We start from the raw sequence: 11,383 nt of genomic DNA, 5'->3' as shown, positions 1-11,383 counted from the left end.
GTGAGCGGACGCAAACTGACCGGAGGAGCGAAGCGGGGGAGGTCAGTTTGCGTCCGCTCACCGTCCCATGCGTGTCAGTTTGCTACGGCTCACCGGCCGGCGCGTGTCAGTTTGGGGCTGCTCGCGCTAGGAGGTGACCCGGTAGGCGTCGAAGACGCCGGGCACCCCGCGCACCGACTTCAGGATCTGGTCGAGGTGCTTGGCGTCGGCCATCTCGAAGGTGAACCGGGTCTTGGCGACGCGGTCGCGGGTGGTGGTGAGGTTGGCGGAGAGGATGTTCACGTGCTGGTCCGAGATCGCCATGGTGATGTCGGAGAGCAGCCGTGACCTGTCCAGCGCCTCGACCTGGATGTTGACCAGGTACGTCGAGTTGCCGATGGCGCCCCAGGCGACCTCGACCATCCGCTCCGGTTGGGTACACAGCTCGGCGGCGTTGGTGCAGTCGGCGCGGTGGACCGAGATGCCGCCGCCCTTGGTGATGAAGCCGATGATGTCGTCTCCCGGCACCGGGGTGCAGCACTTGGCGAGCTTGGTCCACACATCGCTCGACCCCTTGACGAGCACGCCGGCGTCGACGGAGCCGGCGGTGGTGCTGCCGCGGTGCCGGCGGCCGGTGATGGTGACGGCCTCGGCGAGGTCCTCCTGGGCGCCCTCGCTGCCACCGTGCTCCTCGATGACGCGCCGCACCACCGCCTGGGCGGAGATATTGCCCTCGCCGACGGCGGCGAAGAGCGAGGACACGTCGGGGTGGTTGAAGTGCCGGGCGGCCAGCAGCAGCGACTCGTGCGACATCAGCCTCTTGAGCGGCAGACCCTCCTTGCGCATCAGCTTGGCGATCTGCTCCTGGCCCTTGTCGACGGCCTCCTCGCGTCGCTCCTTGGTGAACCAGGCGCGGATCTTCGACCGGGCGCGGTTGGACTTCACGAAGCCCAGCCAGTCCTGGGAGGGGCCGGCGGTGGGCGACTTCGAGGTGAAGACCTCGACCACGTCGCCGTTGTCGAGCGTCGACTCCAGCGGCACCAGCCGGCCGTTGACCCGAGCGCCGATGGTGTGGTGGCCGACATCGGTGTGCACGGCGTAGGCGAAGTCGACGGGGGTGGCGCCGGACGGCAGCGCGATCACGTCGCCGCGGGGAGTGAAGACGTAGACCTCGGTGCGGTTCATCTCGAACCGCAGCGACTCCAGGAACTCCCCCGGGTCCTCGACCTCCGACTGCCAGTCGAGCAGCTGCTTGACCCAGCCCATGTCGTCGAGGTCGGCGCGCCGGTCGGTGTCGGCACCGGTGCGGGAGTCCTCCTTGTACTTCCAGTGCGCCGCGACGCCGTACTCCGCGCGGCGGTGCATCGCGAAGGTGCGCACCTGCATCTCCACCGGCTTGCCCTGCGGTCCGATCACGGTGGTGTGCAGCGACTGGTACATGTTGAACTTCGGCATCGCGACGTAGTCCTTGAACCGGCCGAGCACCGGGTTCCAGCGCGAGTGCAGCACGCCCAGCACCGCATAGCAGTCGCGGTCCTCCTGGACCAGGATGCGGATGCCGACCAGGTCGTAGATGTCGGAGAAGTCCCGGCCGCCGAGGATCATCTTCTGGTAGATCGAGTAGTAGTGCTTCGGTCGGCCGGTGACGGTGGCCTTGATCTTCGCCTCGCGCAGGTCGTTCTCGACCTGGCTGATCACCTGGGCCAGGAACTGGTCGCGCGAGGGCGCCCGCTCGGCGACCAACCGGACGATCTCGTCGTAGATCTTCGGGTGCAGCGTCGCGAAGGCGAGGTCCTCCAGCTCCCACTTGATGGTGTTCATGCCGAGCCGGTGGGCCAGCGGCGCGTAGATGTCCAGGGTCTCGTTGGCGGAGCGCTCCTGGCTCTTGATCGGCACATAGCGCAGCGTGCGCATGTTGTGGAGCCGGTCGGCGAGCTTGATGACGAGCACGCGGATGTCCTTCGACATCGCGACGACCATCTTGCGGATGGTCTCGGCCTGGGCGGTGTCGCCGTACTGCACCTTGTCGAGCTTGGTGACGCCGTCGACCATCTGGGCGACCTCGGCGCCGAAGTCCTTGGTGAGCTGCTCCAGCGTGTACGACGTGTCCTCGACCGTGTCGTGCAGCAGCGCGGCGACGAGGGTCGGCTCGGTCATGCCGAGCTCGGCCAGGATGGTGGTGACCGCGAGCGGATGGGTGATGTAGGGGTCGCCGCTCTTGCGCAGCTGGCCCTCGTGGAGCCGCTCGGCGGTGGCGTAGGCGCGCTCCAGCAGCGCCAGGTCGGCCTTGGGGTGGTTGGCCCGCACCGCACGGAACAGCGGCTCCAGCACCGGGTTGGGGGCACCGCTGCGCTGGCCCATCCGGGCCAGTCGGGCGCGCATACTGCGGCCGGAGGGTGCCGTCGACTCCTTCGGGGCGACCTGGGGCGCGACGCTCTCACGGGGGGCCGCGACGGTGCGCTCGTCGGTCATTGCCCCATTTTAGGAGACGGTGAGCAAGGACGTCACCGGCACTGACGCGACAGCCTCGCGGCCGGGCAGGAAGCCGAGCTCGATCAGCACCGCGAATCCGGTGACGGTGCCGCCGCAGGCCTCGACCAGCTCGCGGGTCGCGGCGGCGGTGCCGCCGGTGGCCAGCACGTCGTCGACGAGCAGCACCCGCTCCCCCGGCGCGATGGCGTCGGTGTGGAGCTCGATGGTGGCCTCGCCGTACTCCAGGGCGTAGGAGATCGCGTGCGTGGCGCGCGGCAGCTTGCCGGCCTTGCGGACCGGGACGAAGCCGGCGCCGAGGGCCAGCGCGACCGGGGCGGCCAGGATGAAGCCACGCGCCTCCATGCCGACGACCTTGTCGACGACCCGGTTGCCGGCCGCGTCGCGGCCGGCCTGGGCCAGCGCCTCCACCGTCGCGGTGAAGGCGTCGTGGTCGGCCAGCAGCGGCGTGATGTCCTTGAAGACGACCCCCGGCTCGGGGTAGTCGGGGACGTCCTCGATCAGCCGGCCCAGTGTCGACGTCAGGTCCGGGAACGCGGCTGGCCCAGCATCCGGCATGGGCTACTGCTTGCCCCGCTGCGAGCGCGGCTTGCGGGTCGGCTGTGGCCGGCCGGCGGCGCCGGATTCCTCGACCGGGCCGCGGGCCGGCGGCGCGATCCGCCCGGTGCCGAAGCCGGTAGCCGCAGGTCCACGACGTACCACCGGCCCGTCATCTCCCTCGAAGTCGATCTCGCCCTCCTCCAAGGAGTCCAGGTCGATGCCCTCGGGGGCCTCCTGGACGGGCATGTCGTCGGTGTACGCCGGCACGGCGGCGTACTTGTCGACCTCGCGGCGTGCCCGGGCGCGGGCACGCCGCTCGGCGAGCTTGACCTCGTCCTCGTTCGCCTTGAGGTGGACCAGGATGCGGGGGGCGACCCATACCGAGGAGAAGACGCCGGCGGCCATGCCGACGAACTGCGCCAGCGCCAGGTCCTTCAGCGAGCTGGCACCGAGCTGGACGGCGCTGACCCACAGGATCGCGCCGATCGGGATCAGCGCCACGATGGAGGTGTTGATGGAGCGGACCAGGGTCTGGTTGACGGCCAGATTGGCGGCCTCCGGGTAGGACAGCTTGCTCTTGCGCAGCGTCCCCGGCTGGGAGTTCTCGCGGATCTTGTCGAAGACCACGACGGTGTCGTAGAGCGAGAAGCCGAGGATGGCGAGCAGGCCGGTGACCGCCGACGGGGTCACCGAGAAGCCGGAGAGCGAGTAGACGCCCATCGTGATGACCACGTCGTGGAACAGCGCGATGAACGCGGCCACCGACATCTTCCACTCTCGGAAGTAGACGGCGATGAAGAGCATCGCGATCAGGACGAAGACGGTGACGCCGATGATGGCGCGCTTGGCCACCGTCTTGCCCCAGCTGGCGCCGATCTCGCTCGGGGAGATCTGGTCGTCGTCGACATCGACCACGCCCTTGATCACGTCGATGAGCTTGTCGGCGTTGGCCTGGCTGAGCTCCTCGACCTCGATGATGATGCCGGCGTCACCCGAGGTGGCCACGGTGGGCTCCTCGGCGCCCGGCACCTCGCTGTCGGCGATCGCCTGGCGCAACTCGTCGACGGTGCCCTGGGTGGCCTGGGAGGAGGTCAGCCCGGACAGCTGGTACTGCGTGCCGCCGGTGAACTCCACGCCGAAGTTGAAGCCCCGCAGGATGACGATGAGGAGCGCGACCAGCACGATGCCGCCGGAGATGGCGTACCAGAGCGGCCGACGGCCGACGAAGTCGTAGGACTTGCCGCCGGTGTAGAGCTCGTGACCGAGCCGTGAGAACTTGCCCATCAGGCCTTACCTCCCACACGAGAGACGGCTGGCTCGACGCCGAGCGTCTCCACGCTCAGCCCGGAGAGCTTGCCGCCGCCGTTGAAGAACTTCAAGCGCGCCAGGGCGCTCACCATCGGCTTGGTGAACCAGAACAGCACGGCCAGGTCGATCAGCGTCGTCAGGCCCAGCGCGAAGCCGAAGCCCTTGACGACGCCGGTCGCGAAGACGTAGAGGATCAGCGCCGAGAGCAGCTGGACCACGTTGGCCGCGACCCGGGTCTGTCGGGCACGGACCCAGCCGGACTCGACGGCGACCCGCATCGACTTGCCGTCGCGCATCTCGTCGCGGATGCGCTCGAAGAAGATGATGAAGGAGTCGGCCGTGACGCCGACCGCGATGATCAGGCCGGCGATGCCCGGCAGGGTCAGCGTGAAGCCGGCGGTCTTGCTGAGCAGCAGCACCAGGGCATAGATCCAGGCGGCCGCGACCGCGAACGAGGCGACCACGACGACGCCGAGGCCGCGGTAGTAGACCAGGCAGTAGATGATCACCAGGATCAGGCCGATCAGGCCGGCCAACATGCCGGCGTGGAGCTGGTCGCCGGCCAGCGTCGGGCCGACCACCTCGGTGGTGACGTCCTTCTTGAAGGCGATCGGCAGCGAGCCGTACTTCAGGCTGGTGGCCAGGTCCTTGGCCTCCTGCTGGGTGAAGTCGCCGCTGATCTGGGCCCCGGTCGTGATCCGGGTGTCGGCGGTCGGCGCCGAGATGACCTGGCCGTCGAGCACGATCGCGAACCGCTGGCCGGTGCCGGCGATGGTGCCGGTGGCGTCGGCGAAGATGCTGCGGCCGTGCTTGTTGAAGTCCAGCGTCACGACGTACTGGGCCTCGTTCTGCGGGATGCCATAGCTGGCGTCGGTGAGGTCGGTGCCCTCGATGATGGCCGGGCTCAGCAGGTACTTGGTGGTGCCGTCCGGGTCGCAGGTGACCAGCGGCTGGTCCGGGTCGTCCTTGATCTCGGCGGTGGTCGTCGGGCAGGTGTAGTCGTCGTATTGCTGGGTCCACTCGGCCGGCGGGCTGTTCATGAACGACACCGCGTCGTCGAAGCGGCTCTCGTCGGAGGTCTCGGCCTCCGCGCTCGGCGAGGCGGTGGGCGAGGTGGTGGCGGCCGCGCTCGGCGCGGCGGTGTCGGTCGCGGTGGGGGTCTCGGTCGTCGCGTCGGTCGGGGTCGCCGTGCTGGTCTTGGCGGCCTTCTTGGCCGCCTTCTTGGCCGCCTTCTTGCCTGCCTTCTTGGCCTTGCCGTCGGCGGCCTTGGCACCGAAGCCGAGCGTGGCTCGCTGCGCCACTGAGGGCGCGCTGCTGGGCTCGGCGCCCGTGGTCGAGGTGTCGTCCGGCGTCACCGGGAGGTCGGAGGAGCCCAGGTCGATGCCGTCCAGGCCGGAGGTGTCTGTGCTGGCGCTGGTGCCGCAGACGGTCGAGCCGTCACAGGCGACCAGCCGGAACCGGAGCTGGGCCTGCCGCTTCACTACGTCGACCAGGTCGCGCCGATTGCCGCCACCAGGGATCTCGACGGTGATGAGATTGCCACCCTGGGTGTTGACCTCGGCCTCGGTGATGCCCGAGCCGTTGACGCGCTGGTCGATGATGTTGCGGGCCTCGGTGAGGTTCTCCGCGCTCGGGCTGCCGTCCGCCTGCAGGATGATCCGGGTGCCGCCCTGAAGATCGAGGCCCAGCTCGGGCTTCCAGGTGCCGGCCAGGGCGACCAGGCCGTAGGCGACTGCCAGGGACAGGAAGAACACCGTCAGGGTGCGCCCCGGCCTGATCGACGTGCGTGCCATGTGTGTCAGTTCTCCTCGGGGCCGGCGGCATCGTCGCTCACCGGCTCTGGTTCGGTCAGGACCCGGGCAATGGCGCCCGTGACGACCTTGACGGTCACTCCGGGCGACAGCTCGACCAGGACGTGGTCATCAGCGGTCTCGCTGATGGTGCCGAAGATGCCAGACGTCAGCATGACCTCGTCCCCTGCCTTCAACGAGGACTGCAACTGGAGGAGTTCCCGCTGCCGGCGCTGCTGCGGGCGGAGGAACAGGAGCCAGAAGACGCCCAGGATCAGAATGAAGGGCAGGATCGCGCCCAGGGTCTCCACGTGCGTATCTCTCCAGCAGGGTTCAGGTGGGTCCGGCCGGGACTCCGGCCGACGGGCAAGTGTAGCCACGGTCCTCGCCCTGGCTCCTAATCAGGTGAGCAGCCCCAAACTGACACCCCCAAGACGGTGAACAGTCCCAAACTGACACGTGCAGGACGGTGAGCGGTCGCAAACTGACATCCTCCGCTGCACCCGTCCTGTCAGTTTGCGACCGTTCACCTGGTGCCTGGCCGGTCGGGTAGGCGGGCTACCTCTCGTCGGGGTCGGGATCGCCAGTGATCGAGAACAGCTGCTCCTGGTCCACGGCCGGCGGCCGCAGGCCCAGGTGGGACCAGGCGGCGGGGGTAGCGATCCTGCCTCGCGGCGTACGGGCGAGGAAGCCGTTGCGGACCAGGAACGGCTCGGCGACCTCCTCGACGGTCTCCCGCTCCTCGCCCACCGCCACCGCCAGGGTGGCGAGGCCGACCGGGCCACCGCCGAATCTGGAGCACAGCGCGTCGAGGACCGCCCGGTCGAGGCGGTCGAGGCCCAGCGGGTCGACCTCGTAGAGATCGAGCGCGCGCTGCGCGACCTCAAGGGTGACCACGCCATCGGCGCGGACCTGGGCATAGTCACGGACCCGGCGCAGCAGCCGGTTGGCAATGCGCGGGGTGCCGCGTGAGCGGGCGGCGATCTCGGCGGCTCCGCCGCCGGTCAGCTCGACGCCGAGCAGCCCGGCCGAGCGTCGTACGATCGTCTCCAGCTCGTCGGGCTCGTAGAACTCCAGGTGGCCGGTGAAGCCGAACCTGTCCCGCAGCGGCCCCGGCAGCAGGCCGGCGCGGGTGGTGGCGCCGACGAGGGTGAAGGGCGGGATGTCGAGCGGGATGCTGGTGGCGCCGGGGCCCTTGCCGATCACGACGTCGACCCGGAAGTCCTCCATGGCGAGGTAGAGCATCTCCTCGGCCGGCCGGCTCATCCGGTGGATCTCGTCGACGAAGAGGACGTCTCCGTCGTTGAGGCCGCTCAGGATCGAGGCCAGGTCGCCGGCGTGGGTGATGGCCGGGCCGCTGGTCAGTCGCAGCGGGCTGGTGAGCTCGGCGGCGATGATCATCGCCAACGTCGTCTTGCCCAGACCCGGAGGGCCGCTGAGCAGCACGTGGTCCGGTGCTCTCCCCCGCTGCCGGGCGGCCTCGAGCACCAGGCCGAGCTGGGCGCGCACCCGACCCTGGCCGATGACCTCGTCGAGGCTGCGGGGACGCAGCGCCGCCTCGACAGCGCGCTCGTCACCCTCGGCCTCGGCAGCGGTCAGCCCGCCCCGGACGCCCTGCAGATGGGCCTCCTCGGCGGCTGCCAGCTCGTCCTCGTGCATCGCACTCACGCCTTGGAGAGGGCCTGCAGGGCAGCCTTGAGCAGGGCGCTGACGTTGGGCGTGTCGCGAGGATCGGGTACGGCGGCCACGGCTCGCTCCGCGTCCCTGCCGTTGTAGCCGAGACCGAGCAGCGCCTCCGTCACCTGGTCGCGCCACGCCGCGGCGGCTGGACGGGTGGGCTGTGCGGCGCCGATGGGAGCGCCGAGCCGGTCCTTGAGCTCCAGGATGATCCGCTGAGCGCCCTTCTGACCGATCCCGGGCACCTTGGTCAACGTCTTCACGTCGTCGTTGGCCACCGCAATGCGCAGCGTGTCGGGAGTGAGGACCGCGAGCATCGCCTGGGCGAGCTTGGGCCCGACGCCGGACGCGGTCTGCACCAACTCGAAGGTGGCCTTCTCGTCGTCGTCGGCGAACCCGAACAGGGTCAGCGAGTCCTCGCGCACCACCAGCGAGGTCGGCAACAGCGCCTCTCCCCCGGTGCGTAGACCCGCCAAGGTGCCGGGCGTGCACAGCAGCTCCAGACCGACCCCGCCGACCTCGACCACCGCCGAGGAGAGGGTGAGGGCTGCGACCTTGCCACGAACGAACGCGATCAACGCCTGCTCCTTGCCAGGGCGGCGTCCAGGCGAGCCTGGGCGCCGCCGCGCCAGATGTGGGTGATGGCCAGCGCCAGCGCGTCGGCGGCGTCGGCCGGCTTGGGCATGGCATCGAGCCGCAGGATGCGGGCAACCATGGCACCGACCTGGGCCTTGTCCGCACGACCGTTGCCGCTCACCGCGGCCTTGACCTCGCTCGGCGTGTGGAGCGCGACCGGGATGCCTCTCCTGGCGGCGACCAGCATCGCGACGCCGCTGGCCTGGGCGGTGCCCATGATGGTGCTGACGTCGGAGCGAGCGAAGATCCTCTCGATGGCGACGGCGTCGGGTCGATAGTGCTCGACCCGCGCCTCCAGGCCGGCCTCGATCTGCGCCAGCCGCTGCCAGACCGGCAGCGTTGAGGACGTACGGATGACGCTGACGTCGACCAGGCCCAGCGGCCGGCCGACGCTACCCTCGACCACGCCGGTGCCGCAACGGGTCAGGCCGGGGTCAATCCCCAGGACGCGCATCGGCCCCCCTCTGCGTCGAACACATGTTCGCAGTCTAGGCGGACGGTAGCCGACCGGCTGCGCGACACGCGCGCACTTCTGCCGACTCGGCGGTTCTGAGACCCGCACTTCTGCCGACTCGGCGGTTCTGAGACCCGCACTTCTGCCGACTCGGCTCAGGTGTCGAGCTCCTCGAGGACCGCGTCGGGGATGTCGGCGTTGCTGAAGACGTTCTGGACGTCGTCGAGGTCGTCGATGACGTCGACCAGCCGCATCACCTTGGCGGCGGTGGTGGCGTCGGCGACCGGGATGTCCATCGAGGCGACGAACTCGACGTCGGCGGAGTCGTAGTCGACACCGGCGTCCTGCAGGGCGGTGCGCACCGCTACGACGTCGCCGGGCTCGGAGATGACCTGCCAGGTCTCGTCGAGGTCGTTGACCTCCTCGGCGCCGGCGTCGAGGGTGGCCTCCAGGACGGTGTCCTCGTCGATCTCCGCCGTGGAGCCGTCGGGACGCTCCTGCGACTTCGCGAGTACGACGACGCCCTTGCGGTTGAACAGCCGCGAGACCGAGCCGGGGTCGGCCATCGTGCCGCCATTGCGGGTGACCGCGGTGCGGACCTCCATCGCGGCGCGGTTCTTGTTGTCGGTCAGACACTCGACCAGCAGGGCGACACCCGAGGGGCCGTAGACCTCGTACATGATCGTGGTGTAGTCGACGCCGCCGCCGTCGAGGCCGCCGCCGCGCTTGACGGCACGGTCGATGTTGTCGTTGGGGACCGAGGACTTCTTCGCCTTCTGGATGGCGTCGTAGAGGGTGGGGTTCCCGGCGGGGTCGGGGCCGCCCATCTTCGCCGCGATCTCGATGTTCTTGATCAGCTTGGCGAAGAGCTTGCCGCGCTTGGCGTCGATCGCGGCCTTCTTGTGCTTCGTGGTTGCCCACTTGGAGTGCCCGGACATGTGATCCCTCTACTCGTATTGCAATCGATCGGCGACCGATCTTACCGGCGCCGCCCGGTGTTCGGTGTCGCCGGCTCAGAGCAGGTCGACGAAGAGGCGGTGCAGCCGGGTCTCGCCGTTGACCTCGGGGTGGAACGAGGTGGCCAGCAGCCGCCCCTGGCGCACCGCGACCGGGTGTCCCGCGGCCTCGGCGAGCACCTCGACCTCCGCTCCGGCCCGCTCGACCCACGGCGCCCGGATGAAGACCGCGTGGACCTGACCCTCGACGCCGGCCACGGTCAGGTCGGTCTCGAAGGAGTCGACCTGACGACCGAAGGCGTTGCGTCGCACGGTGATGTCGAGCCCGCCGAGCGTCTCCTGGCCCTCGATGCCGTCGACGACGTGGTCGGCCAGCAGGATCATCCCGGCACAGGTGCCGAAGACCGGCAGGCCCTCCTTGATCCGCGCCCGCAGCGGTTCGAGCAGCGCGAAAGTGCGGGCGAGCTTGGCCATCGTGGTGGACTCGCCACCGGGAAGGACGAGGCCGTCACAGGACTCGAGCTCCGTCGTACGCCGGACGGGGAACGCGTCCGCCCCGACCTCCCGCAGCGCTGCCAGGTGCTCGCGAACGTCGCCCTGGAGCGCCAGGACGCCGACGCGGCGCGTCACCAACCGCGCTCGGCGAGCCGGTGGGGCTGGGGCAGCTCCTCGACGTTGATGCCCACCATCGCCTCGCCCAGGCCACGGGAGACCTTGGCGACCACGTCCGGGTCGTCGTAGAACGTGGTGGCCTTGACGATCGCCTCGGCACGCTGCGCGGGGTTGCCGGACTTGAAGATGCCGGAGCCGACGAAGACGCCCTCGGCGCCCAACTGCATCATCATCGCCGCGTCGGCGGGGGTGGCGATGCCGCCGGCGGTGAACAGCACCACGGGGAGCTTGCCGGCCGCGGCGACCTCCTTGACCAGGTCGTAGGGCGCCTGCAGCTCCTTGGCGGCGACGTAGAGCTCGTCCTCCGAGAGCGCACCCAGCCGGCGGATCTCCTTGCGGATGGTGCGCATGTGGGTGACCGCGTTGGACACGTCGCCGGTGCCGGCCTCGCCCTTGGAGCGGATCATCGCGGCGCCCTCGGTGATCCGCCGCAGCGCCTCGCCGAGGTTGGTCGCGCCGCACACGAACGGCACCGTGAAGGCCCACTTGTCGATGTGGTTCTCGTAGTCGGCCGGGGTGAGCACCTCGGACTCGTCGATGTAGTCCACGCCCAGCGACTGCAGCACCTGGGCCTCGGCGAAGTGGCCGATCCGGGCCTTGGCCATCACCGGGATGGAGACCGCGGCGATGATGCCGTCGATCATGTCGGGGTCGGACATCCGGGAGACGCCGCCCTGGGCGCGGATGTCGGCGGGCACCCGCTCCAGTGCCATCACCGCCACCGCACCGGCGTCCTCGGCGATCTTGGCCTGCTCGGGGGTGACCACGTCCATGATCACCCCGCCCTTGAGCATCTCGGCCATGCCACGCTTGACGCGGGTGGTGCCGACGAGGCCGGCGGCGGTGTCAGTGGTGCCCACGGTCGGGGGAGTGTCCATGGG

The 11,383-nt window shown here is 69.7% G+C and carries 11 protein-coding genes; all 11 read right to left on the bottom strand.

All coding sequences use genetic code 11. The annotated features are described in order from the left end of the window. Positions 1-126: 126 nt before the first annotated feature. The 11 genes from QM595_RS09350 to pdxS all read right to left on the bottom strand — a co-directional run bounded on the left by QM595_RS09350 (position 127) and on the right by pdxS (position 11,380). Positions 127-2,361 carry a RelA/SpoT family protein gene (locus QM595_RS09350; protein ID WP_415171277.1) on the bottom strand — a complete coding sequence of 745 codons (2,235 nt, stop codon included), beginning with the start codon at positions 2,359-2,361 and terminating at the stop codon, positions 127-129. 99 nt (positions 2,362-2,460) lie between these two features. Then, entirely contained in the window at positions 2,461-3,027 is a 567-nt protein-coding gene (locus QM595_RS09345; protein WP_415171275.1) for an adenine phosphoribosyltransferase, read from the bottom strand. 3 nt (positions 3,028-3,030) lie between these two features. Continuing rightward, a complete protein-coding gene (secF, locus tag QM595_RS09340; RefSeq protein WP_415171274.1) occupies positions 3,031-4,293 on the bottom strand; it encodes a protein translocase subunit SecF in 1,263 nt (420 codons plus the stop codon). Continuing rightward, positions 4,293-6,110 (bottom strand): protein translocase subunit SecD, encoded by a 1,818-nt coding sequence (secD, locus tag QM595_RS09335; RefSeq protein ID WP_415171273.1) that lies wholly within the window; start codon positions 6,108-6,110, stop codon positions 4,293-4,295. Before secD ends, secF begins: the two co-directional genes overlap by 1 nt. Positions 6,111-6,115: 5 nt before the next feature. Then, on the bottom strand, positions 6,116-6,418 hold the full coding sequence (gene yajC, locus QM595_RS09330) for a preprotein translocase subunit YajC (RefSeq protein ID WP_415171272.1): 303 nt from the start codon (positions 6,416-6,418) through the stop codon (positions 6,116-6,118). A 247-nt stretch (positions 6,419-6,665) separates the two neighbouring features. After that, entirely contained in the window at positions 6,666-7,766 is a 1,101-nt protein-coding gene (gene ruvB, locus QM595_RS09325; RefSeq protein ID WP_415171271.1) for a Holliday junction branch migration DNA helicase RuvB, read from the bottom strand. 5 nt (positions 7,767-7,771) lie between these two features. After that, positions 7,772-8,362 carry a Holliday junction branch migration protein RuvA gene (ruvA, locus tag QM595_RS09320; protein WP_415171270.1) on the bottom strand — a complete coding sequence of 197 codons (591 nt, stop codon included), beginning with the start codon at positions 8,360-8,362 and terminating at the stop codon, positions 7,772-7,774. Next, on the bottom strand, positions 8,359-8,865 hold the full coding sequence (gene ruvC, locus QM595_RS09315; protein ID WP_415171276.1) for a crossover junction endodeoxyribonuclease RuvC: 507 nt from the start codon (positions 8,863-8,865) through the stop codon (positions 8,359-8,361). Before ruvC ends, ruvA begins: the two co-directional genes overlap by 4 nt. A gap of 164 nt (positions 8,866-9,029) precedes the next feature. After that, a complete protein-coding gene (locus QM595_RS09310; protein WP_415171269.1) occupies positions 9,030-9,812 on the bottom strand; it encodes a YebC/PmpR family DNA-binding transcriptional regulator in 783 nt (260 codons plus the stop codon). 75 nt (positions 9,813-9,887) lie between these two features. Then, a complete protein-coding gene (pdxT, locus tag QM595_RS09305) occupies positions 9,888-10,460 on the bottom strand; it encodes a pyridoxal 5'-phosphate synthase glutaminase subunit PdxT (RefSeq protein WP_415171268.1) in 573 nt (190 codons plus the stop codon). Next, positions 10,457-11,380, bottom strand: a complete 924-nt coding sequence (gene pdxS, locus QM595_RS09300) for a pyridoxal 5'-phosphate synthase lyase subunit PdxS (protein WP_415171267.1) — start codon at positions 11,378-11,380, stop codon at positions 10,457-10,459. Before pdxS ends, pdxT begins: the two co-directional genes overlap by 4 nt. Positions 11,381-11,383: the final 3 nt, after the last annotated feature.

Origin of the sequence: Nocardioides sp. (assembly GCF_047607185.1) — a bacterium.
Taxonomy (GTDB): domain Bacteria; phylum Actinomycetota; class Actinomycetes; order Propionibacteriales; family Nocardioidaceae; genus Nocardioides.
This window is presented reverse-complemented; position numbering and strand designations above follow the sequence as displayed.

What these genes read in the sequence shown, in the direction of transcription:
- QM595_RS09350 (WP_415171277.1), bottom strand. Translation starts at nt 2,361, where the DNA reads ATGCGCGCCCGACTGGCCCGGATGGGCCAGCGCAGCGGTGCCCCCAAC.
- QM595_RS09345 (WP_415171275.1), bottom strand. Translation starts at nt 3,027, where the DNA reads ATGCCGGATGCTGGGCCAGCCGCGTTCCCGGACCTGACGTCGACACTG.
- secF (WP_415171274.1), bottom strand. Translation starts at nt 4,293, where the DNA reads ATGGGCAAGTTCTCACGGCTCGGTCACGAGCTCTACACCGGCGGCAAG.
- secD (WP_415171273.1), bottom strand. Translation starts at nt 6,110, where the DNA reads ATGGCACGCACGTCGATCAGGCCGGGGCGCACCCTGACGGTGTTCTTC.
- ruvB (WP_415171271.1), bottom strand. Translation starts at nt 7,766, where the DNA reads ATGCACGAGGACGAGCTGGCAGCCGCCGAGGAGGCCCATCTGCAGGGC.
- QM595_RS09310 (WP_415171269.1), bottom strand. Translation starts at nt 9,812, where the DNA reads ATGTCCGGGCACTCCAAGTGGGCAACCACGAAGCACAAGAAGGCCGCG.
- pdxS (WP_415171267.1), bottom strand. Translation starts at nt 11,380, where the DNA reads ATGGACACTCCCCCGACCGTGGGCACCACTGACACCGCCGCCGGCCTC.